The organism is Comamonas aquatica NBRC 14918 (assembly GCF_000739875.1).
GTDB lineage: Bacteria > Pseudomonadota > Gammaproteobacteria > Burkholderiales > Burkholderiaceae_C > Comamonas > Comamonas aquatica.
Map to the genome: position 1 here is coordinate 18,585 of NZ_BBJR01000052.1, position 20,964 is coordinate 39,548.

Here is a 20,964-nt window from a genome sequence, read left to right on the forward strand (position 1 = left end):
GTGACAGGCGTTTTTATGGACAAGCAGCAGCGCGGGGGCACGATCCTCGGCTTCATCCTGGGTTTGATCGTGGGTCTGGGGGTGGCGCTGGGGGTGGCGGTGTATGTCACCAAGGTCCCCGTGCCCTTCCTGAACAAGGGCGAGGCGCGCAACACCCCGGCCGCCGAGAGCGAACGCAACCGCAACTGGGACCCCAACTCGCCGCTGTATGGCAGCACCCCGGCCCGTTCGGCGCCGGCGGCCACCCCGGAGGCCCCGGCCGCCCCAGCGACCGCGACGGCCACGCCGCCGGCGGCCAGCCCGACCACGCAGCCGCCCGCGGTCGCCGCGGACCCGCTGGGGGACCTGGCCAAGGCCCAGCTCAAGGCCGCCGATGCCAAGGCGGCCGCGGCCGCGAAGGCCGCGACCGCCAGTGCGGGTGGCTCCGACGGGTTCAGCTACTTCGTGCAGGCGGGTGCTTTCCGCACCCAGGCCGATGCCGACGCCCAGCGCGCCAAGCTGGCGATGCTGGGCTGGGAGGCCCGCATCAGCGAGCGCGAGCAGAACGGTCGGCCCGTGTTCCGCGTGCGCGTGGGGCCCTTCGACAAACGCGGCGATGCCGAGCAGCTGAAGCAGAAGCTGGACGGTGCGGGCGTGGACGCCGCCCTGGTGCGCGTGCAGCAGTGAACTTTCTGAGGCTTTCCCCCTCTCAATGCCCATATCTCAAGAAGGAGTCCTTTTGATGCAACGCCGCCAGTTCTCTTTGGCCGCAGCCACCGCTGCGACCTCCATGGCCTTCGGTGCCAACACGGCTTGGGCACAGGCTGCCGCCCCCAAGGAAGGCAAGGAATACCTGCGCCTGTCGACCCCCGCCCCCACGGAAGCGGCCGCTGGCCAGATCGAGGTGGTGGAGTTCTTCTGGTACAGCTGCCCCCACTGCAACGCGTTCGAGCCCACCTTTGCCGCTTGGAAGCAGAAGGCCCCGGCCAACGTGTCCGTGCGCCGCGTGCCCGTGGCCTTCAACGCCAGCTTCGTGCCCCAGCAAAAGCTGTATTTCGCGCTGCAGGCCATGGACAACTTCGACGCCATGCACGTCAAGGTGTTCCACGCCATCCATGTGGAGCGCAACAAGCTGGCCAAGGACGAGGACATCTTCAACTGGGTCGCCAAGCAGGGCGTGGACGTGAACAAGTTCAAGGAGATCTACAACTCCTTCAACGTCGCCAGCCAGGTGCGCAAGGCCACCCAGGTGCAGCAGGCGTATGACGTGGAAGGCGTGCCCTCCATGGGCGTTGCCGGCCGCTACTACACCGACGGCCCCCGTGCCGGCAGCATGCCGAATGTGCTGCGTGTGGTCGAATACCTGGTGGAGCAAAGCCGCAAGGCCTGATCCGGTGCTGCTGCCCCCATCCCCGAGCCCGCCTTGCGCGGGCTTTTTTGTGGGCTTGGGAGGCAGGATGACTACAATGTCCAGCAAGAAACGTGCCCTGCCCATGACACCCAAACTCCTCACCTGCCTGTTGTTGACTGCCCTTGCGGGGGCTTCTGGCGTGGCGCATGCCGAGCGTGCCGACCGCGACAAGCCCATGAACATCGAAGCCGATGCCTTGCGCCACGACGAGCTCAAGCAGACCAGCGTGTTCACCGGCAATGTGGTGATGACCAAAGGCTCCATCGTGCTGCGCGGCGCGCAGCTGGACGTGCGCCAGGACGGCGAAGGCTACCAGCACGGCGTGGTCAAGGCCGAAGCCGGCAAGCGCGCCTTCTTCCGCCAGAAACGCGACACAGCGCCCGGCGCCCCCGAAGAGTTTGTCGAGGGCGAGGCCGAGGTCATCGAGTACAACGGCCGCACCGACGATGTGAAGCTGATCCGCCGCGGCCAGCTGCGCCGCTACACCGGCGGCAAGCTCAGCGACGACATCATGGGCAGCGTCATTACCTACAACAACCTGACCGATGTGTTCACGGTCGACGGCGAAAAGCGCAGCAACCTGCCTTCGTCGGCACCCGCAGGCTCCGGCGGCCGCGTGCGCGCCATCCTGGCGCCCAAGGCCACGCCGGGCAGCAGCCCCGCGCCGGCACCGGCCCAGCCCTTGCAGCCGTCGGGTGGTCTGAACTCCCAAGGACAGTGATGGCAGAAGATTCTCGTGACACGCGTGCCACCAGCAAGCTGGAGGCGCGCCACCTGGCCAAGACCTATGGCAGCCGCAAGGTGGTCAAGGACGTGTCCATGACGGTGCAAAAGGGCGAGGTGGTGGGCTTGCTCGGCCCCAACGGCGCGGGCAAGACCACCTCGTTCTACATGATCGTGGGCCTGGTGCGCTGCGATGGCGGCGACATCCTGATCGACGGCCAGTCGGTGGGCAACATGCCCATCCACCAGCGCTCGCGCCTGGGGCTGTCCTACCTGCCGCAGGAAGCCTCGATCTTTCGCAAGCTGAATGTCGAGGACAACGTGCGCGCCGTGCTGGAGCTGCAGACGGATGCGGCCGGCCAGCCCCTGGGTGCTGCTGCCATCGAGCAGCAGCTGACCAGCCTGCTGCAGGAGTTGCGCGTCGAGCACCTGCGCAAGTCGCCGTCGCTGGCGCTGTCCGGCGGCGAGCGCCGCCGTGTGGAGATCGCGCGCGCCCTGGCCTCCAACCCGCGCTTCATCCTGCTGGACGAGCCCTTCGCCGGCATCGATCCGATCGCCGTGATCGAGATCCAGCGCATCATCGGCTTCCTCAAGGAACGCGGCATCGGTGTGCTGATTACCGATCACAACGTGCGCGAAACACTGGGTATCTGTGACCACGCCTTCATCATCAGCGATGGCACAGTACTCGCCCAGGGCACACCCGAGGAGATCGTCGAGAACCCGGATGTGCGCCGGGTCTACCTGGGCGAGCACTTCCGCATGTAGTCTGGCCCGGCAGCGTCGGCAATCACAAGAAAGTTCGAGGGGGTACAGCGTTGAAGCCAGGTTTGTCACTGCGGGTCTCACAGCATCTGGCGCTCACGCCGCAGTTGCAGCAATCCATCCGGCTGTTGCAGCTGTCCACCCTGGAGTTATCCCAGGAAGTCGAGCAGATGCTCGACGACAACCCGTTTCTGGAGCTGGCCTCGGACGACGCCCCGCGCGAGGAGTTCGGCCTGCAGGCCGCGGACGAGCCCGCCCAGCACGAGGGCGCCTCGGCCGACGAAACACCATATTCCATAGCAGACAGCGCAGGCACAGCCAGCGCTGAAGGCCAAAAAGACCAGGAATCCTCGGCGCCCGACAGCGACGTGCCCAGCGACTGGGAGGGCGACGGCAGCGTCGACATCGCGCACGACGACAGCGAATGGGGCGGCGACGCCCCGGCGCGCGGCAACCGCAATGACGACGAGGATGCCCCCACGGCCCTGGATCTGGCGGGCGCGCACGAGTCGCTGACCGATTTTCTGCACCAGCAGGCGCTGTCGCTGCGCCTGTCCGAGATCGACCGCTATGCGCTGCGTTTCCTGATCGAAAACCTCAACGACGATGGCTACCTCGAGGACCCGCTGCAGGAGTTGGCCGAGGGCCTGGCCGGCACCGACGACCTGGAGCAGCTGGACGAGCTGGTCCACCGCTTCACCGTGGCCCTGCGTCTGCTGCAGTCGCTGGAGCCCGTGGGCGTGGGCGCCCGCGACCTGGCCGAATGCCTGCGCCTGCAACTGCTGCACCTGCACCGCGAGGACCCGCAGGACGAGATGCTGGGGGTGGCGCTGCAGGTCTGCGCCCAGCCGCTGGAAATGCTGGCGCGGCGCGATGTGCGCAAGCTGATGCAGGCCTGCGGCCTGCCCGAGGCCAAGGTGCGCGCCGCGCTGGGCGTCATCGCCCGGCTGGAGCCCAAGCCGGGGCGGCGCTTCACCGATGTCGAGCGCCACATCATCGTGCCCGACGTGATCGTCAAGAAAACAGCTCGCAAGGGGGGCGATGGCCTGGCGCAGTTCAGCGTGCAGCTGAACCCGGACGTGATGCCGCGCCTGCGCGTGCACGACGTCTACGCCAACGCCCTGCGTAGCCACAAGGGCAGTGACGGGCACGCCGGACTGCAGCAGCGGCTGCAGGAGGCGCGCTGGTTCATCAAGAACGTGCAGCAGCGCTTCGACACCATCCTGCGTGTGTCCAAGGCCATCGTCGACCGGCAGAAGAACTTTTTCGTGCACGGCGAGCTGGCCATGCGCCCGCTGGTGCTGCGCGACATTGCCGACGAGCTGGGCCTGCACGAATCGACCATCAGCCGCGTGACCACGGCCAAGTACATGGCCACGCCGCACGGCACCTACGAGCTGAAGTTCTTCTTCGGATCGGGCCTGGGCACGGAGACCGGGGGCAATGCCTCCAGCACGGCGGTGCGCGCGCTGATCAAGCAGTTCGTCGCGGCCGAGAGCCCGAAGAAACCGCTGTCCGACAGCCAGATCGCGGACATGCTCAAGGAGCAGGGCATCGAGTGCGCGCGCCGCACCGTGGCCAAGTACCGCGAGGCCTTGAAGATCGCTCCGGCCAACCTGCGCAAGGCGCTGTAGACGCGTGACGGTCCGGTGGGGGCAGCCGGTGGGGCAGGCCCGACACAGCGGTCAATCATCAAAAAGAGAGCTGCTGGCGCTCCATAGACAAAGGGTTCAGATGGAAAACCATCTGAACCCTTTTTGGCAAGCGCGCAAGCAGCTCTTTTTTAGAACCCTGCGGGCACGCGTAGTGCGTACCCGGCGGTGCGTCAGCGCAGGGCCAGGGCCTGCGTGGCGGGCGCGTGGTCCAGCTTGAAGCCGCCGACCACCTCGGCCAGCTGGTGCGCCTGTTGCTGCAGCGACTGCGCGGCGGCGGTGGCCTGTTCCACCAGGGCGGCGTTCTGCTGCGTGCCCTGGTCCATCTGGCTGACGGCGCCGTTGATCTCTCCGATGCCGTTGCTCTGCTCCTGGCTGGCGTGGCTGATCTCCGCCACGATGGCGGTGACGCGGCGCACGCTGTCCACCACTTCCTGCATGGTGGCGCCGGCCTCCTGCACCAGGCGGCTGCCGGTGTTGACCTGGTTGACCGAGTCGTCGATCAGCTGCTTGATCTCCTTGGCCGCGGCGGCGCTGCGCTGGGCCAGGGTGCGCACCTCCCCGGCCACCACGGCAAAGCCGCGGCCCTGCTCGCCGGCCCGCGCCGCTTCCACGGCGGCGTTCAGCGCCAGGATGTTGGTCTGGAAGGCGATGCTGTCGATCACGCCGATGATGTCGACGATCTTGCGCGACGCGGCGTCGATGCCGCCCATGGTCTGCACCACCTGGCCGACCACGCTGCCGCCGTGCGAGGCGACGGAGGAGGCGCTGCTGGCCAGCTGGTTGGCCTGGCGGGCGTTCTCGGCGTTCTGCTGCACGGTGGCGGTGAGCTGTTCCATCGCCGCGGCGGTCTCCTCCAGCGAGCTGGCCTGCTGCTCGGTGCGCGAGGACAGGTCCTGGTTGCCTATGGCGATTTCCTGGCTGGCCAGGCGCACGGATTCCGAGGCGGTGCGGATGCGCAGCAGCACGGCGGCGATCTTGTTCACGAAGTGGTTGAAGGCGGTGGCGATCTGTGCCAGCTCGTCCTTGCCGCTGTTGTCCAGGCGCACGGTCAGATCCCCCTCGCCCGAGGCGATGTCTTCCAGCGCATCGCGCACCATGGCCAGACGGCGCAGCTGGCGGCTGACGACCACCGACACCAGGGCCACGGCCGCCACCAGGCACAGCGCGGTGATGGCCGCCGCCACCTGCAGCAGGTGGCGCAGCGGCGCGGTGGCCTCGGCGCGGTCGATGCCGATGGCCAGCACCCAGGGCGTGCCCTCGACTTTGGCGGCATACAGCATCTGCTCGGCATCACCAATGGTGACGTTCGCGCTCTGGCCCTGTTGGGTCAGCTGCTCGATCAGGGCCGGCGTCAGCGCCGGCGCGAGGGCGCTCATGGGCTTGAGCACCAGGTCCGCCTGGGCATGCGCCAGGATGTTGCCCTGGCCGTCCAGCAGGAAGGCAAAGCTCTTGGGGGTGGGCTGGATGCTGGTCACCTTGCGGGAGACCGTGTCCAGGTGCATGTCCGAGCCGACGACGGCCACGGTCTGCCCGTTGGTCACCACGGGCTCCACGAAGCTGATGGTCAGCTTGCTGGTGCTGGCGTCAACGTAGGCCGGCGTCAGCGCCGCCTTGCCTTCGCGCACCGCCTGCTGGTACCAGGGGCGCGCCGTGCCGTCGTAGTTCTCGGGCATCGGGTGGCTGAAGACGTGGCGCTTGTCGGCAAACACAAAGTAGGTATCGTCGAAGGCGCCGGCCTGTTTGGCCGCCAGCAGCGCGGGCACGGGCTCGGCCTGGGGCACGGCGGCCTTGATGGAGCTGGTGATGCGCTGCTTTTCCTTGACCCATTCGGTCAGCTCGCCGGCATAGACCTGGGTGAGCTGGTGGATGCGCTGGTCCAGGCTCTCCAGGGTGTTGCTGCGCACCAGCAGGAAGGTGGGCACTGCCAGCGCCAACAGGGACAGCGCAGTGATGGCAACACAAATGCCGATGAGGCGGGCGCGCAGACTCTGGAACATCGAGGAATCCCGAAAGGAGATGTAACAAAGTGATTCTGGCTGCTATTTCGACGGAAATTGAACGGGATCAAGCGCGATCTGCAAAGTTACAGGTGTAAAAAATTGCGTCAAGCAATTCCTGGCGGCAACGCGTATCCTCCGCAGCACTACTTATGAATGCCCTGCAAATTTTTCTGCCCTGCGCCGCCGGCGTCGAGGGCTTCTTGGCCGATGAGGTCCGCGCCATCACTGGCGTCGGCCCGGAGGATGTGCTCACTGGCCGTGGCGGTGTGCTGGTGCGCGCCATGTGGCGCGACGCCCTGTTGCTGAACCTCCACAGCCGCCTGGCCCAGCGCGTGCTGGTGGAGCTGTCGTTCACCGAATACCGCAACGAAAACGACCTGTACCGCGCCGCCAGCGAGGTGGCCTGGGAGATCTGGTTCTCGCCCAAGGAAACCTTCAAGATCGAGGTCACGGCCCAGCACAGCCCGCTGACCAGCCTGAACTTCGCCGCGCTGCGCGTCAAGGACGCGATTGCCGACCGTTTTCGCGCCAAGCGCAACGGCGTGCGCCCCAGCGTGGAAACCCACCACCCCGACGTGCGCGTGCACATGCACCTGACCACGGACAGCTGCACGCTGTACATCGACACCACGGGCGAGGCGCTGTTCAAGCGCGGCTGGCGCGAGGACAAGGGCGATGCCCCGCTCAAGGAAACGTTGGCCGCCGCGATGATCGCAGCCACCGGCTGGAACCCGCACGGCTCCAACCCGCAGCCGCTGTACGACCCCTGCTGCGGCAGCGGCACGGTGGTGATTGAGGCCGCGCAGATCGCGCGCAAGATCCCGGCCGGCATCCTGCGCCGCTTTGCCTTCGAGAAGCTGGTGCCCTTCCAGAAGCATGTCTGGGAAGCCATGCTGGACGAGGCCGAGGCCCAGATTCTGGACGAGAGCCCCGTGCCCATCTACGGCTCGGACGTGTCGCACCGCATGGTCGACTTTGCCCAGCGCAACGCCGAACGTGCGGGCGTCGGCCAGACCCTGCAGCTGCGCGGCGGCGATGCGCTGCAGCGCATGCCGCCCTGCGAGCAGCCCGGCGTGATGCTGCTGAACCCGCCGTATGGCGAGCGCATTGCCGCCGCCGGCAGCGCCGGCCGCAACGCGGCCGAGCGCATGGGCGTGGTCGAGCGCGCTGGCCGCGAAACCGCGCAGACCGAAGACGGCGTCGATTTCTTTGACCAGCTGGCCGCCCACTGGAAGAAGCATTACAGCGGCTGGCAGGCCTGGCTGCTGACGCCCGACCTCAAGCTGCCCGGCAAGATGCGCCTCAAGGAGACGCGCCGCACGCCGATGTGGAACGGCCCCATCGAATGCCGGCTGTTCCGCTTCGACCTGATCAAGGGCGCGGTCAAGCCCCGCAAGGATGAGAGCGCACAACGCCCATCCGACGAGGGCTAAGCCATGAAAATCGTGCTGAAGTGGCCGGCCTGCAACGCCGGCTACACCGGCCCCTGGCCGCGTCCGCTGGTGCTGGACACCAACGTGGTGCTGGACATGCTGATCTTTGACGATCCGCACATCCCGCCCATCCGCGAACTGGTGGCGCAGGGCGCCGTGCGCTGGATTGCCGACCAGGCCCAGCGCATCGAGCTGGAGCGCGTGCTGCACTACAGCCAGATCGCGCCGCGCGTGGCCTTCTACGGCAAGACCGCCGAGGGCGTGCTGGCGGCCTTCGACGCGGCGGTGAGCTATGTGGCCGCGGCGCCCAAAATCCGCTTCACCTGCACCGATCCCGACGACCAGCATTTCCTGGACCTGGCCAGCCAGCACCAGGCCCTGCTGGTCAGCAAGGACAAGGCCGTGCTCAAGCAGCGCAAGCGCGTGGTTCAGCACTACGGTGCGACCGTGGGCAATATCTTGCTGCTGGAAACGGCAGAGGCCGTAGAGGCGGTGACTGAGGTTTGAGTTAAATTGCTAGCGCTTTTCCAGCAAGCGCTAGCAGCTATCAAAAGTATGTGAAGGGTGTGATGAAAGTCACATCCTTTTTTTTATTGCCAGTACACCGCGAGTTTGTGCTCGATCCCTGTTGCCAGCGGATGCGTTTTGAGCGCGGTTTTGGTGGCTTGAACCAGTGCTTTCCCGCCCGCTAACCACAGCTGGGTATCGGCGGTCGCAGAGGCCGCTTGCGCGCGCAGCCAATGCTGTACGGCAGCGGGTTGGCTGGCGATATCGCCCACATGCCACTGCACATGTGCAGCAGCGGGGATGTAGGCCGTGTCACCCGCGTGGGTGGCTAGCGCCAGTAGTTGCCAGCAACTGCCACGTGTGCCTTGCTGCTGTGCGATGCGCAAGGCGGCAGGCAGGGCAGTCATGTCCGCCACCAACAGCAGGTGGGGGGCTTGGGGAAGGTGGCCGCCAGAGGGCCCCAGCAACCCCACGTGGTCGCCCGGCTTGGCCTGTGCCAGCCACTGCGCACCGGGAGCATCATGGTCGTGGCGCACGATGTCGATGTCCACCCATTGCGTCCGCGTGTCGTACTGGCGAATGGTGTAGATGCGCTGCGGCAACGGGGTTTGGCCTGCAGCCCACTGCAGGCGGCCCTGCGCGTTGAGCTGCGGCCACTGTACGGTGGCGTTGGGCGGCGGCAGTAGCAAACGCACATGCAGGCCATCATCTGCCAACGCGGTCATGACAGGTACTGCCAGCCGCACGCGGCGCATATGGGGGGTGATGTCGGTTACTGCGATGATTTGCACAACCTGAAAACGGTAGCGCAGATCTGCTGTGGGCAGACCGTGCCACTCCAGCTGCAAGGCAGAAGCCGAAGCGCCGTGATCGGTCAGAAACTCTTGGGCATGTTCGTCCAGCGAGAGCTGAATCAGTTCGGCCATGCGGTCATCCACGGCGTCAATGTCGCAGTGAAACCCTTCTGCATGGCGGCTGTGAAATGCCAAGGTGCCCACTTGGGGCATGTGCAGCGTCAGGCCTTGGGGGGAGGGGTGCAGTAGCACCCCCTCGGCCTCCAGATGACTTTGCAGCCATGCCAAAAACGCTGGGGCATGGGGCATACGTGCTTGCACGTGGAAATGTAGGGTCATATCAGTGCTCCATCAACCCGTGCTGGGCTTTGCGCAACAAGGTGGGGGTGAGCACCAACGACATCACGCCCAAACCCGTGGCGACAGCGAACAAGCCGGTGAAAGACAGCTGCTGCGCAATCGCTCCGCCCGCCATAGAGCTGACCATGTAAGTGAACAGTTCGGCGCAGACAAACACGCTGAAATCAGTACCAGGTTGTTTTTGCGAGGAAGCGCCCATGAATAAAGCGTAGAGCGCTACCATTTCCATATAGCGCAACATGCTCAGCGTCAGTGCCAGGACGACCAGCACTTCGCTGCCGCCCAGGTGGCCGCTGGCATGCATCCCAAACAGCACATAGCAGCCCACACGGATCACGCAAAGCCCCAGTAACACGGTCAACTGGCTGCTGCGGCGCAACCACCAAGCGGCCACCACACTGCCGAGCAAACCGGCGGTGACGGCGGCGGTACCGCTGAGTGTGCCTACCTGGCTCAGGCTGATGCCTTTGGCCAGCATGTAGCTGCTTTCCATGGAACGCACCATGCCTTCGCTCAGGCGATAGCTCATGGCCAAAAGCAAAATAGCCCAGATACCTGGGCGCCGTAGCAGTCGCAAGATGCTGGGTCGTTCTGCGCGGATGCAGGGTGGTGCGGCGGCATGGGTCTCTTGCATCCAGGGCAAGGCCAGCAGCGGCAGCAGACACAGGCCTGCCATCAGCAGCAGCGTGGCCTGCCAGCCCCAATGCTCAAACAGTTGCATGGACAACATCCCGCCCACCAGCACCCCTGCAGCCACTGCGGCAGCTTGAATGCCGTTGCCCGTGGCGCGCTGGGTTTGGTTGTGCAAGATGCTGGTGGCATAGCCATCGGTGGCAATGTCTTGCGTGGCAATGCACAGCGCAATCACCATGCCCACCACCAGCAGGGCGGTGATGCTGCTGGGCGGCACCCAAGCCAGCGCCGCAATGGCTGCGCAGCAGCTCAACTGTGTGATCACAATCCAGCCGCGGCGGTGCCCCAGCCTTCCCCAGCTTTTGCGATCCACCCACGGTGCCCACAGAAACTTGAGCATCAGCGGCAGCATTAGCACCGACAGCAGGCCTACCTGGGTCAGGCTCATGCCGCTGGCGCGCAGCGCTGCGGGCACGGCCATGATGAGCAGGTAGGACGGCACGCTTTGCGCCAGATACAGCGCAGCAATCGTGGCCCAAGTGCGTGTGGGTGACGAAGGGGCAAGGCGGAGGGTCGAGGACATTTCAGCGCACGGTGCTATCAATAATTCACGGTGTAGTTCACCGAGAAGGTGCGGCCACGGCCATAGTAGGCAAAGGTTTCTGGTGTGGCGGATGCGCCGTAAATATAGGCGGCGCGTTGCGACCAAGTGGTCAGGTATTTGCGGTCCAGCAGGTTCTGGATGCCGACGCTCAACCGACCTTTGCCAAGTTGTGTGCTTGCCAGCAGATCCACAGTGGTGAACCCCTTGATGGCTTGCTGGTTGTCATCGCGGAGTGTGCGCTGGTGCGTGGCCTGTACGCGTGCCTGCCAGCTGCCTTGCTGGTAGTCCGTGTGCAGTGTCAATTTCGACGGACTGGCCATGTCAATGCCTTGGCGCTTCCAGTCTCCATCTTTGCGTTCTTGTGACTGAATCAGCAGCCAAGAGCCGCCAATGCCCCATTCGCGGCTCAAGGCGTAGTTCACACTGCCTTCCCAGCCAAAGTTACGGCGCTTTTTCTCCAGCACGTCGATCAGCAAGGTGGTGCGGTTTAACTCAATGGAGTTGTCGGACCAGGCATAGAACAGTGCTGTTTGGAAATTCAGCGGGCCTTGCTGTCCCTTCCAGCCCCATTCCACTTGGCGTGTTTTGATGCCTTTGAGGGGTGCAGAGCTGGGGTCAATGCCTTGCACCAGCTGCCAGTGTGTACCCACCAAGTTATACCTGCCGTCACCAAAGTACTTGCCGGGGTCGGGCAGCTCAAAGCCTTCGGCGTAGTTCAGCCACGTGCTGTGGCCTTCCATCGGTTTGAAGTGTGCGCCAAGGTTGAACAAGGTGACGTTGTAGTCTGCACTGCCGCCGGGCACTGCATCGGCTGTTTGACCCATGCCCAGCGCCATATAGACCTGCTGGGTGGCGGCCACAAAATCGTTGACATCCAAGCCCATGCGCTGGTGGCGCAGGCCTGCAGACAACGTCGTGCGTGGGGAGAGCTTCCAATCCAGTTGGCCGAAGAGGGCCTTGCTGTCCACGCGGTAGTCGGGGTAGCGGCCGGTGGTGCCGATTTTGCGATTGATCAAGCCACCGCTGGCCATGGATTGAGCGCGGTCAAACAGCGTCATGCTGGAGTCGAAGTTCTCGCGATCCCAGTCCAGCCCGTAGCGCACGGAGAGGTCACCGATGTTTTTGGCCAGCGCTGCTTTGAAGCCCCACACATCGGTGTTCTGGTGCGAAGCGGATACGTAGCGTGGATCGGGGAAGGGGGCAAAGTCCAGCTCTTCCTGCCGCCAGAATCCTTGCAGGTAGAAATCGTGTCCGCCCAGTACGTCGCTTGCGTGGTAGTTGGCATTGAACATGGCACGTTCGGTCATGGGCACCACATCGCTGCTGAACCCCTCGCGCTGTTCCAGAAGGCCGGGTTGCTGGCCGTAAATACCGGCAAAGTTGGGGCCGGCATACAGGTAGCTGCTGCCCTCGAATTTGTTGCGGTAGTACTGTGCGCTGAGATCCAGGCTTTGCCCTGCGCCAAGGTTGAATTGCAGATTGCCCATCACATCCATGCTGCGGGTATCTTGCAAATCGGTTTGCGTGATGTCAGAGCGGACGGCCTGCCCTTTGGGGTCAAAAAATCTGCCGTTGTCTTGCACGGCAATGCCCAGGCGACCTTGCACGGTCTCGTTGCCGCCGCTGACGGACTGCGCAACGCGCAATTGGCGGTCATCACTGGCGTTCAAGCCACTGACCATCCCGACTTCGCTGGTGAAGCGGGACGGGGCATCTGCCGCTTTTTTGGTGATGATATTGACCATGCCGCCGGTGGCACCGCCCCCGTATAGCGCAGATGCACCGGAGAGTACTTCGATACGTTCAATATGGAAGGGGTCAATGGCGTCGAGTTGGCGTGCAGTACCCCGTGAGGAGTTCAGAGACACCCCATCCACCATCACCAGCATGGGGCGGCCACGCAGGTTTTGCCCAAAACCGCTGCGCCCTTGGTTACCGAGGTCAATGCCCGGCACGAGGTGGCCCAGCGCTTCTTTAAGGTTCAATCCTGTCTGGATCTGCGCATTCAAGGCTTCGCTGTCGATGACTTGTACGGTTGCAGCCAATTCCGCGCGGGTTTGCCCCAGACGTGAGACAGACACCGTCTGTACACCCATCACCTGGGGCTCTGGGGCGCTGGATTGTGCGTGTGCCGGGGTGCAGAGCATCAGCATCAACCCCGTGGCGGAGGCGAGCGGGGTCAGGCGCAAAGCGTGCATAGCACTGCGTGGTGCAGAGAAAGAGGGCGTCATAGCCATGTGGTCTGTTGTAGAGGGAAATAGCGGATTGCATGCGAATGTATGAGAATGGTTCTCAATAATTTTTTCTTTACGGAACAATTGCATGAATCAGCCCAAGAGTTGGACGCAGCATGACCTTTACGCACATTGGCGTGAGTGCATTTGGGCTGACTGCATCCCTGCGGATGTGATGCAGGCGGACGTGCTGCCGCAACTGCGTGTGCACTGCTATCAACCGGGGCAAGCGTTGTGGCTGCGTGGCGATGCGCCCACAGCATGGGTGGGTGTCATGGGCGGCGCAGCCAAGCTGTGTTTGACGACGGCGGAAGGACGTGCGGTGACGGTGGGCTGCACGGCGGGTGGCTGGATTGGCGAGGCACCATTGATTTTGGGTGCAGCGCGGCACAGCTGTGATGCGGTGGCATTGCACACACTCACCGCCGTGAGCATGCCGCGCTCCTGCTTTGACCATTTACGTTGCAACTACTTGGCGTTTGGGCTCTTTTTGCAAGAGCTGATGGCCGAGCGCAACCAACAGCTCATGGATTTGGTGGCGGCCCAGCAAGAAGGCAATACCCCCGTCAAAGTGGCGAAGTGTCTGGCAGCACTGCTGACACCGCGCAACTTTCCGACGCCACAAAGCCGAGAGATTCAGGTCTCGCAAGGAGAGCTCAGCGAGCTGTGCCAAGTCTCGCGGTCGCGCCTGAGTGAGGCACTATCGACGCTGGAGGCTCAGGGACTGATTCACGTGGGTTATCGCCGTATCAAGGTGCTGGACTGGAATGCCATGCGTGGCTTGGTGTGATTTGAATGAAATTGGCTGCTAACGCTTGCCTGTCAAGCGCTGCTAGCTACGGTTTTGTGATTTGGAGACAGGCCGGCGTGGTGCACAAGCCTTGGGCTGGCAGCTTTGCAGCCAGACAGCGACAATGGTGCAATGACTTCTTCGCCTTCTCTGACCAAGCCTGCGGCCTTGTCCACGCTGGACAAGACCCGCATTGACGACACCCGCATCAAGACCGTACGCCCGCTGCTGACCCCCGCTTTGCTGGAGGAGTGGTTGCCTGCGACACAGCAGGCCCTGGCGCTGGTGGAAAGCAGTCGCCGCGCCATCTCGCGCGTGCTGCATGGGGAAGATGACCGTCTGGTTGTGGTGGTGGGGCCTTGCTCCATCCACGATCATGCGCAGGCCATGGAATACGCGCGCCAGCTCAAGGCGCAGGCCGACGCGCTGCAGGACGATCTGCTGATCGTCATGCGCGTGTACTTCGAGAAGCCACGCACCACCGTGGGCTGGAAGGGCTACATCAACGACCCGCACCGCGACGACAGCTTTGCCATCAACGAGGGGCTGGAGCTGGCGCGCAAGCTGCTGCTGGAGGTGGTGGAGCTGGGCCTGCCGGCCGGCACCGAGTTCCTGGACCTGCTGTCGCCGCAGTTCATCAGCGACCTGGTCAGCTGGGGCGCCATCGGCGCCCGCACCACGGAGAGCCAGAGCCACCGCCAGCTGGCCAGCGGCCTGTCCTGCCCCGTGGGCTTCAAGAACGGCACGGACGGCGGCGTCAAGGTGGCCAGCGACGCCATCCAGGCGGCGCAGTCGTCGCACGCCTTCATGGGCATGACCAAGATGGGGCAGAGCGCGATTTTCGAGACCCGCGGCAACCAGGACTGCCACGTCATCCTGCGCGGCGGCAAGCAGCCCAACTACAGCGCCGCCGATGTGCAGGCGGCCTGCGAGATGCTGGTCAAGGCCGGCCTGCGCCCGCAGGTGATGGTGGACCTGTCGCACGCCAACAGCAGCAAGCAGCACCGCCGCCAGATCGACGTGGCCGCCGATGTGGCGCAGCAGATCGCGGGCGGTGACGCGCGCATCACCGGCGTGATGATCGAAAGCCACCTGGAAGAAGGCCGCCAGGACATCGTCGAAGGCCAGGACCTGGCCTATGGCGTGTCGCTGACCGACGCCTGCATCAGCATGGCGCAGACCGTGCCGGTGCTGGAGCAGCTGGCCGCCGCCGTGCGCGCCCGCCGCAGCCAGTCGTAAAGAACGGAGCGCACTACGCTCGTCCCCAGCCACTTTCAGCCCTTTAGCGTGCTGAGAGTGGCTTTTTGCTTGCACAGGCAGCTATCTTTTTGATAAGCCTGTGCGGCGGCGCACCCCGGGCCGGGTGGGGTGCCCGGGCACGGCGGGCTGCGCTCAGTCGCTCAGTACTTGTTGGAGAAGTTGGCGCTGATGCGCTGCTTCAGGTACTCGGCGGCGGTGATGTCCGGGTACTTGCCGCCGGGGCTGCGGATCACCACGTCCTCATTCGCCTGGCAGAAGAAGGCCAGGCTGTAGCGCGCGCCCTGGTACTCGTGCGCGGCGGGGTGCTTCACGCGGTGGAAGTTGGAGGGCAGCTGGTCATCGCTCCAGCGCATCAGCATGTCGCCGATGTTGCAGGTGATCACGCCCTGCGCGGGCTCCACCGGCGTCCATGCGCGGTCCTGCATCTCCTTGCCGGGCAGCACCTGCAGACCGCCCTGGCCGGGGCGCTGGAACAGCAGGGTCAGGCAGTCGAAGTCGGTGTGCGCGCCGGCGCGCCAGGTGCCGGGTGTGTGGGCGCCGTCCTGGGCAAAGTAGTGCAGCATGCGCAGCGTGCTCTGGTAGTGCGGGCTGTCGGGCGCATGCGCCCGGGCGAAGAAATCGCTGTCAAAGCCCAGCTTGTCGGCAAAGCAGGACAGCACCTGCATGCCGACCTGCCAGCACTTGGCCTCGAAGGCCAGTGCGGCCTGCTGGAAGCCGGGCAGTTCCTGCTCCGACGGCCACAGCCCGGCCATGCGCGGGCGGGTGATCTGGTAGGACTCCTTCTGGTCGGCCGTGCCGGTGGACGGGCGGATCTGCGACAGGCTTTCCCAGCCCGCGTTGCGCGACAGCGGCCACTGCGCCTTGGTCGCCGTGGGGAGGGCGAAGAAGGATTCGGACAGGGCGAAGGCGTCGTCGATCTCGGCGTTGCTGATGCCGTGGTGGTCGATCTGGAAGAAGCCGATTTCGGTGGCCGCGCTCCACAGCTGCTCGGTGATCTCGGCCTTGCGCGCGGCAAAGTTCGACAGGTCGATGCGGCGGATGTCGCGCTGCACGGTCGTGCCTTCGCTGCCCATGGTGGACTCTTTGCGCAACTCTTCGAGGGCGTAGTCGGGCGCGGCAGCGGAGGTGGAATAGATGGCTGGCATGGCAAGGGCTTTCAGGGGCAAGAGGTGGAAACTCCCGATCGCCCGGTCTTGCACTGTCAAGGTGCGCTCAGCGGGGCGGTCAGGCCTGTTGCGGTGCACGCAGGCACCGCACGCTGAGCAATTTCCGGCCGTGCCCGCCGGTCAGGCTGGGGGCACTGCTGAACGCTTCTACTCGTGCACCTTGATTCAAGCCAAAACCGTGCCAGGCCGCGCTGCGTCACCTTTGCGCTGTCGCAAGGCGCGCTGGCATGCGATGTGCTTTGCAGGGTGCTGAGTAGAAGCGTTCAGCACACCACGGCCCTGGCCGTGCCGCCGGAAATTGCTCACCCCCACGGCTGCAGGACGGCCGTGGACGGGGTGGGCCAGCCTGGCGCGCGCACCCCGTCTGCCCCTGCTTGCAGCACATCCCCCGATGAAGGAGTTTTGCCATGCAACGCCGCCACTTTCTGCGCTCTGTGTCTTCCCTGTCCGCCGCTGCAGCCCTGGTGCCCGCCCACACCTGGGCGCAGGGGGCCAAGCCCGCCCTGACCCCCGTGAAGTTCACCCTGGACTTCAAGGTCACCAGCCAAACCGCACCGTTCTTCCTGGCCGCGGCCAAGGGCTACTACGCCCAGGAGGGGCTGGACGTGCAGATCGACGTGGGCGCGGGCTCGGTGGCGTCGCTCACGCGTGTGGCCTCCGGGGCCTACGACCTGGGCCTGGGCGACATCAGCGCGCTGATCGAGGCGCACGCCAAGGGCAGCCTGCCCGTGCAGGCCGTCTACCAGTACTACAACCGCGCGCCCTTCGTCATCATCGGCCGCAAGGACCGCGGCATCACCACCCAGATGGCCAGCCTCAAGGGCAAGAAGGTGGCCGCCGCGGCCGTGGAATCCACGCGCCGCAGCTGGCCCATGGTGGCCGAGCAGCAGCAGCTGGGCAGCGACTTCTTCGAATGGGTGACGACCGACTTCAGCGCGCGCGACAACGTCATGGTGCGCGGGGACGTGGACGCCGCCACCTACTTCCACGACTCGGCCGTGTCGCTGTTCCAGCGCATGCCGCCCGAGCAGCTGAGCGTGCTGTCCTATGCCGAGGCCGGCGTGCACCTGTACGGCAATGCCATCGTGGCCAGCACCGTACTGATGAAGGACAAGCCCGAGCTGGTGCGCGGCTTCCTGCGCGCCACCCAGCGTGCCCTGCTGGACGCCCTGGCCAACCCGGCCGAAGCCCTGGCGGCGGTGCGCACCCGCGAGCCCATGCTGCGCGATGACCAGGAGCGCGCGCGCTGGGCCATCACGCGCACCTACCTGGCGAATGCCGAAACCGCCCAGGTAGGCCTGGGCCGCATCCAGCCGGCCGTGCTGCAGCAGCAGATCGCGCAGATCGGCAAGACCTTCGGCCTGCCCCAGCTGCCCACGGTGCAGGCGGTGTGGAACACCGGCTTTCTGCCCACCGCCGTGCAGCAAGGGGTGGGCGCATGACCGCAGTGACAGCACCTTCCGTGGCCACCTTCCCGGCCGAGCAACCCGTGGCCGAGCGCGATGCGACCTACCTGCGCCAGGCGATTGCCCTGTCGCGCACTGCGCGCCAGCGCGGCAACCGGCCCTTTGGCTCGGTCATCGTGGCGCCGGACGGCACGGTGCTGGGCGCGGGCTGGAACAGCAATGGCGAGTCCGGCGACTGCACCGCGCATGCCGAGGTGCAGGCCATTCGCGAGGCCTGCCAGCGCCACGACCGCACGGCCCTGGAGCAGGCCACGCTGTATGCCTCTGGCGAGCCCTGTGTGATGTGCGCGGGCGCCATCTTCTGGGCCAACATCCGCCGCGTGGTGTATGGCATTGACGACCAGCGCCTGCGCGTGTTCCGCGGCGAGCGCCTGGACCAGCGCGATGTGGAGCTGTCCTGCCGCGACGTGTTCCGTGCCGCGCCGTTCACGGTCGAGTGCACGGGCCCGTCCCTGGTGGACGAGGCCAGCCAGCCCCACGTCGGCGCCTGGAAGTAGGGCGCGAGCGCGCGCCGCGGCCCGGGCGCCACTGTGGCGTGGCAACCACCCAGGCGCCGCCCGGGCTTGGGGCGGCGCGCGGGCCACGGACGCAGGGGCTGCCTACACTGGCTGCAGCTTCACAGCCGCGCGCTGTGCCACCAGGGACGGCCCTGGCGGAATCCACATCCGGGGACGGCCCCTGTGCGGTGCCTGGCACCGCCAAGGAGCAGGGTCATGGCATGGTGGTATCTGTTGGTGGCAGGGGTGTTGGAGGTGGTGTGGGCCTACACCATGAAGCAGTCGCAGGGCTTCACACGGCTGCTGCCCAGCGTGATCACCGGCGCCACCATGGTCGCCAGCTTTGGCCTGCTGTCACTGGCCATGCGCACGCTGCCCTTGGGCACGGCCTACACCATCTGGACCGGCATCGGCGCCGTGGGCGCTTTCGTGGTGGGCATCACGGTGCTGGGTGAGCAGGTCAGCGCCACGCGCGTGCTGGCGGCCGTGCTGATCGTCTGCGGCCTGGTGCTGATGAAGCTGTCTGCCACCGAGTGAGCACGGGGTGCCCGCAGGTCCGTGCGGCGCGTGGCCATGGTGTCCCTTTGGGGCGCACCGCGGCGGCGGCCTTGCCGCCGGGTGCCTTCCCTGGGCTGGGGCCGGTCAGGCCAGCACTACGGCCGTGCCGCTGGCGGACACCATCAGCATGCTGTGCCCCGTGCCCAGGATGGCGTAGTCCAGGTCCACACCCACCACGGCGTCCGCCCCCAGCTGGATGGCGTGGGCCTGCAGCGCCAGTTCGCGCGCCTTTTGCAGCTCGCATTCGTTGGAGCCCGCGCGCCCGCCTGTCAGGAGCGGATGCCGGCAAACATGTCCTTGAACATATCGGTGCTGAGGATGACCTTCCCCGCGACCACGCCGCAGTACTTGCTGATGTGCTTGCCTTCCACGTTCGGGGTGGTGGTGATCATGGGGCCTCCAGGCGCGGCTGCGCATGACGGCATGCTCCAAGGGCGCAGGGCGTGCGCGGTGTAGGACGCAGGCCGAAAGCACCGCGCAACCCCGACCAGACCCGGACCAGCGTGCCCGGCCCAGGCCGGCGGGCTGTGGCGCGATGCCCACACCTGGCGCAGGTTGCATGCTGCAGTGCAAAAAAATCGCATGTGGTTTATACTTACGTCTACGGGTTATCACTTAGAGGTTATCCCGAGGTTGTGCGGTGGTTGAGATGCCCGCCCACAGCCCCCAAGCAAGGCATCTCGTATTTACAGAAAGAAGACTGTCATGCGCCAAGCCCTCAACACCGTGATCGAGTTGATCCAAGCAGCCCGCGCTGCCCACCTGGAAATCGCCAGCCAGTAATCCGGCCCTGGCGGCAGCCGCTGCGGCTGCCTGACAAATGCAGTGACAAATGCCCTTCAGCCGCAGGCTGCGGGGCATTTTTGTTGGGGGTTTGCGCCGACAGGGGGTGTGGATATGACCCGCATGGCAGACTCGCGCCATGCCCCACCCCACCTTGCTGGTCGCCGACGACCATCCCCTGTTCCGTGCCGCGGTGCTGCACGTGCTGCGCGAACGCTTTGCGCAGTACCAGACGCTGGAAGCCGCCAGCGCCATGACCGTGAGCAGCACGCTGCAGGCCCACCCCGAGGTGGAGCTGGTGCTGCTGGACCTGACCATGCCGGGTGCGCGGGGCTTTTCCACGCTGTTGCATGTGCGCGGCGAGTACCCCGAGATCCCGGTGGTCATCATCTCCTCCAACGACCACCCGCGCATCATCCGTCGGGCCCAGCAGTTCGGGGCGGCGGGCTTCATCCCCAAATCGGCCCCGGCCGAAGACATCGCGGCCGCCGTGGCGGCGGTGCTGGACGGTGGCAGCTGGTTTCCGCCGATGGCGGCGGAGCGCTCCGAGGCCGACGCCGAGCTGGCGGCGCGCCTGGCCCAGCTCACGCCGCAGCAGTTCCGCGTGCTGCTGTGCATTGCCGATGGCCTGCTGAACAAGCAGATCGCGCACGAGCTGGGGCTGGCCGAGAACACCGTCAAGGTGCATGTCACGGCCATCCTGAAGAAGCTGGCCTGCTACTCCCGCACCCAGGCCGCGGTGCTGGTCAAAAGCCTGGAAAATGACCGCGAGGCCTGAGTGGCGCATGCCCTAGGTGGGGCAGTTGATGATTGGTATTTTGGGGTTTTTGCCCAATGCAGTCAAGCGCCTACAGCTCTGGTTTTTGAGTCTCCGATGGCAGCTTGGCGATGACCTTGATTTCCAAGATGAAACCGGACAGCCAGGTGACGCCGACGCCGGTCAGCGCGGGGTAGGGCGCCTCGCCCCAGTAGCTGGGCAGGATGCGCCAGATGCGTTCGAGCTGCTGCGGCGGATCGACGAGGAAGACCGTGACATCGACCACATCGTCAAAGCTGCAGCCAGCGGCCTGCAGCACCGCCTGCAGGTTCTGGAAGGCGCGGTGCACCTGGGTGTCCAGGTCGGGTTCGGGCGAGCCGTCTTCGCGGCTGCCGACCTGGCCGGAGACAAACAGCCAGCCACCGCTGCGCACCGCCGGGGAGTAGCGGTGGCGCTCGTACAGGGCGTGGCGCCCGGGTGGAAAAACAGCATCGCGCAGGGGGGAGTGCATGGGGGATCCAAGGTGATAGCGTCCCGCAGGGACAATGCAGCCACTGTAAGAATCTGGAGCCCGCGGATCGAGGGCCAA

At 65.4% G+C, this 20,964-nt stretch carries 19 protein-coding genes and 1 pseudogene; 13 read left to right on the plus strand and 7 right to left on the minus strand.

Annotated features, from left to right (window positions below; genetic code table 11):
- Positions 1–15: 15 nt before the first annotated feature.
- The 5 genes from CA2_RS12480 (at position 16) to CA2_RS12500 (ending at position 4,512) form a co-directional block, all read left to right on the plus strand.
- Positions 16–666: an SPOR domain-containing protein gene (locus tag CA2_RS12480; RefSeq protein WP_042417631.1), complete on the plus strand. Its 651-nt coding sequence runs from the start codon at positions 16–18 to the stop codon at positions 664–666.
- 55 nt (positions 667–721) lie between these two features.
- Positions 722–1,369: a thiol:disulfide interchange protein DsbA/DsbL gene (locus tag CA2_RS12485; protein WP_042417634.1), complete on the plus strand. Its 648-nt coding sequence runs from the start codon at positions 722–724 to the stop codon at positions 1,367–1,369.
- A gap of 103 nt (positions 1,370–1,472) precedes the next feature.
- On the plus strand, positions 1,473–2,111 hold the full coding sequence (gene lptA / locus CA2_RS12490; protein WP_042417727.1) for a lipopolysaccharide transport periplasmic protein LptA: 639 nt from the start codon (positions 1,473–1,475) through the stop codon (positions 2,109–2,111).
- Entirely contained in the window at positions 2,111–2,881 is a 771-nt protein-coding gene (gene lptB, locus CA2_RS12495; RefSeq protein ID WP_042417637.1) for an LPS export ABC transporter ATP-binding protein, read from the plus strand. The genes lptA and lptB overlap by 1 nt, the downstream gene beginning before the upstream one ends.
- 50 nt (positions 2,882–2,931) lie before the next feature.
- Positions 2,932–4,512 (plus strand): RNA polymerase factor sigma-54, encoded by a 1,581-nt coding sequence (locus tag CA2_RS12500; RefSeq protein ID WP_042417640.1) that lies wholly within the window; start codon positions 2,932–2,934, stop codon positions 4,510–4,512.
- A 191-nt stretch (positions 4,513–4,703) separates the two neighbouring features.
- On the opposite strand, the gene CA2_RS12505 is transcribed toward CA2_RS12500, so the two are convergent.
- The gene (locus CA2_RS12505) at positions 4,704–6,530 is read right to left on the minus strand and encodes a methyl-accepting chemotaxis protein (RefSeq protein WP_042417641.1); all 1,827 of its coding nucleotides are present in this window, start codon (positions 6,528–6,530) and stop codon (positions 4,704–4,706) included.
- A 152-nt stretch (positions 6,531–6,682) separates the two neighbouring features.
- Here CA2_RS12505 and CA2_RS12510 point away from each other — a divergent pair, with 152 nt between their 5' ends.
- Both CA2_RS12510 and CA2_RS12515 read left to right on the plus strand, forming a co-directional pair.
- The gene (locus CA2_RS12510) at positions 6,683–7,966 is read left to right on the plus strand and encodes a THUMP domain-containing class I SAM-dependent RNA methyltransferase (protein ID WP_042417643.1); all 1,284 of its coding nucleotides are present in this window, start codon (positions 6,683–6,685) and stop codon (positions 7,964–7,966) included.
- A gap of 3 nt (positions 7,967–7,969) precedes the next feature.
- The gene (locus CA2_RS12515) at positions 7,970–8,473 is read left to right on the plus strand and encodes a putative toxin-antitoxin system toxin component, PIN family (RefSeq protein WP_042417646.1); all 504 of its coding nucleotides are present in this window, start codon (positions 7,970–7,972) and stop codon (positions 8,471–8,473) included.
- An 83-nt stretch (positions 8,474–8,556) separates the two neighbouring features.
- Here the strand turns inward: CA2_RS12515 and CA2_RS17245 are convergent, their stop codons facing one another.
- The 3 genes from CA2_RS17245 to CA2_RS12530 form a co-directional block, all read right to left on the minus strand.
- Positions 8,557–9,399, minus strand: a complete 843-nt coding sequence (locus CA2_RS17245) for a siderophore-interacting protein (protein ID WP_169741476.1) — start codon at positions 9,397–9,399, stop codon at positions 8,557–8,559.
- Positions 9,400–9,607: 208 nt separating this feature from the next.
- A complete protein-coding gene (locus CA2_RS12525; RefSeq protein WP_042417649.1) occupies positions 9,608–10,843 on the minus strand; it encodes an MFS transporter in 1,236 nt (411 codons plus the stop codon).
- Positions 10,844–10,860: 17 nt separating this feature from the next.
- Entirely contained in the window at positions 10,861–13,188 is a 2,328-nt protein-coding gene (locus CA2_RS12530) for a TonB-dependent receptor (protein ID WP_081888990.1), read from the minus strand.
- On the opposite strand from CA2_RS12530, the gene CA2_RS12535 reads away from it, so the two are divergent.
- The gene (locus tag CA2_RS12535) at positions 13,187–13,888 is read left to right on the plus strand and encodes a Crp/Fnr family transcriptional regulator (RefSeq protein WP_042417652.1); all 702 of its coding nucleotides are present in this window, start codon (positions 13,187–13,189) and stop codon (positions 13,886–13,888) included. The genes CA2_RS12530 and CA2_RS12535 overlap by 2 nt on opposite strands.
- A 132-nt stretch (positions 13,889–14,020) precedes the next feature.
- Positions 14,021–15,127 carry a 3-deoxy-7-phosphoheptulonate synthase gene (locus tag CA2_RS12540; RefSeq protein WP_042417655.1) on the plus strand — a complete coding sequence of 369 codons (1,107 nt, stop codon included), beginning with the start codon at positions 14,021–14,023 and terminating at the stop codon, positions 15,125–15,127.
- A 161-nt stretch (positions 15,128–15,288) separates the two neighbouring features.
- On the opposite strand, the gene CA2_RS12545 is transcribed toward CA2_RS12540, so the two are convergent.
- On the minus strand, positions 15,289–16,293 hold the full coding sequence (locus CA2_RS12545; RefSeq protein WP_042417658.1) for an isopenicillin N synthase family dioxygenase: 1,005 nt from the start codon (positions 16,291–16,293) through the stop codon (positions 15,289–15,291).
- 428 nt (positions 16,294–16,721) lie between these two features.
- On the opposite strand from CA2_RS12545, the gene CA2_RS12550 reads away from it, so the two are divergent.
- From CA2_RS12550 to CA2_RS12560, 3 genes are all read left to right on the plus strand, one after another.
- The gene (locus CA2_RS12550; RefSeq protein ID WP_042417662.1) at positions 16,722–17,756 is read left to right on the plus strand and encodes an ABC transporter substrate-binding protein; all 1,035 of its coding nucleotides are present in this window, start codon (positions 16,722–16,724) and stop codon (positions 17,754–17,756) included.
- Complete coding sequence (locus CA2_RS12555) at positions 17,753–18,277, plus strand: nucleoside deaminase (protein ID WP_042417665.1); 525 nt, start codon at positions 17,753–17,755, stop codon at positions 18,275–18,277. Before CA2_RS12550 ends, CA2_RS12555 begins: the two co-directional genes overlap by 4 nt.
- A gap of 216 nt (positions 18,278–18,493) precedes the next feature.
- Positions 18,494–18,814, plus strand: coding sequence for a DMT family transporter (locus CA2_RS12560; protein WP_042417669.1), 321 nt, complete (start codon positions 18,494–18,496; stop codon positions 18,812–18,814).
- Between the two features lie 105 nt (positions 18,815–18,919).
- Here the strand turns inward: CA2_RS12560 and CA2_RS12565 are convergent.
- Positions 18,920–19,227 (minus strand): annotated as a pseudogene (locus tag CA2_RS12565) (heavy metal-binding domain-containing protein).
- 530 nt (positions 19,228–19,757) lie between these two features.
- Here CA2_RS12565 and CA2_RS12570 point away from each other — a divergent pair.
- Positions 19,758–20,396: a response regulator gene (locus CA2_RS12570; RefSeq protein WP_042417672.1), complete on the plus strand. Its 639-nt coding sequence runs from the start codon at positions 19,758–19,760 to the stop codon at positions 20,394–20,396.
- Between the two features lie 70 nt (positions 20,397–20,466).
- On the opposite strand, the gene CA2_RS12575 is transcribed toward CA2_RS12570, so the two are convergent.
- On the minus strand, positions 20,467–20,886 hold the full coding sequence (locus CA2_RS12575; protein WP_042417676.1) for a RidA family protein: 420 nt from the start codon (positions 20,884–20,886) through the stop codon (positions 20,467–20,469).
- Positions 20,887–20,964 lie beyond the last annotated feature (78 nt).

Coding starts and splice junctions, on each gene's coding strand:
- CA2_RS12480 (WP_042417631.1), top strand. CDS start 16: ATGGACAAGCAGCAGCGCGGGGGCACGATCCTCGGCTTCATCCTGGGT.
- CA2_RS12485 (WP_042417634.1), top strand. CDS start 722: ATGCAACGCCGCCAGTTCTCTTTGGCCGCAGCCACCGCTGCGACCTCC.
- lptA (WP_042417727.1), top strand. CDS start 1,473: ATGACACCCAAACTCCTCACCTGCCTGTTGTTGACTGCCCTTGCGGGG.
- lptB (WP_042417637.1), top strand. CDS start 2,111: ATGGCAGAAGATTCTCGTGACACGCGTGCCACCAGCAAGCTGGAGGCG.
- CA2_RS12505 (WP_042417641.1), bottom strand. CDS start 6,530: ATGTTCCAGAGTCTGCGCGCCCGCCTCATCGGCATTTGTGTTGCCATC.
- CA2_RS12510 (WP_042417643.1), top strand. CDS start 6,683: ATGAATGCCCTGCAAATTTTTCTGCCCTGCGCCGCCGGCGTCGAGGGC.
- CA2_RS12515 (WP_042417646.1), top strand. CDS start 7,970: ATGAAAATCGTGCTGAAGTGGCCGGCCTGCAACGCCGGCTACACCGGC.
- CA2_RS17245 (WP_169741476.1), bottom strand. CDS start 9,399: ATGGCCGAACTGATTCAGCTCTCGCTGGACGAACATGCCCAAGAGTTT.
- CA2_RS12525 (WP_042417649.1), bottom strand. CDS start 10,843: ATGTCCTCGACCCTCCGCCTTGCCCCTTCGTCACCCACACGCACTTGG.
- CA2_RS12535 (WP_042417652.1), top strand. CDS start 13,187: ATGAATCAGCCCAAGAGTTGGACGCAGCATGACCTTTACGCACATTGG.
- CA2_RS12530 (WP_081888990.1), bottom strand. CDS start 13,188: ATGCAATTGTTCCGTAAAGAAAAAATTATTGAGAACCATTCTCATACA.
- CA2_RS12540 (WP_042417655.1), top strand. CDS start 14,021: ATGACTTCTTCGCCTTCTCTGACCAAGCCTGCGGCCTTGTCCACGCTG.
- CA2_RS12545 (WP_042417658.1), bottom strand. CDS start 16,293: ATGCCAGCCATCTATTCCACCTCCGCTGCCGCGCCCGACTACGCCCTC.
- CA2_RS12550 (WP_042417662.1), top strand. CDS start 16,722: ATGCAACGCCGCCACTTTCTGCGCTCTGTGTCTTCCCTGTCCGCCGCT.
- CA2_RS12555 (WP_042417665.1), top strand. CDS start 17,753: ATGACCGCAGTGACAGCACCTTCCGTGGCCACCTTCCCGGCCGAGCAA.
- CA2_RS12560 (WP_042417669.1), top strand. CDS start 18,494: ATGGCATGGTGGTATCTGTTGGTGGCAGGGGTGTTGGAGGTGGTGTGG.
- CA2_RS12570 (WP_042417672.1), top strand. CDS start 19,758: ATGCCCCACCCCACCTTGCTGGTCGCCGACGACCATCCCCTGTTCCGT.
- CA2_RS12575 (WP_042417676.1), bottom strand. CDS start 20,886: ATGCACTCCCCCCTGCGCGATGCTGTTTTTCCACCCGGGCGCCACGCC.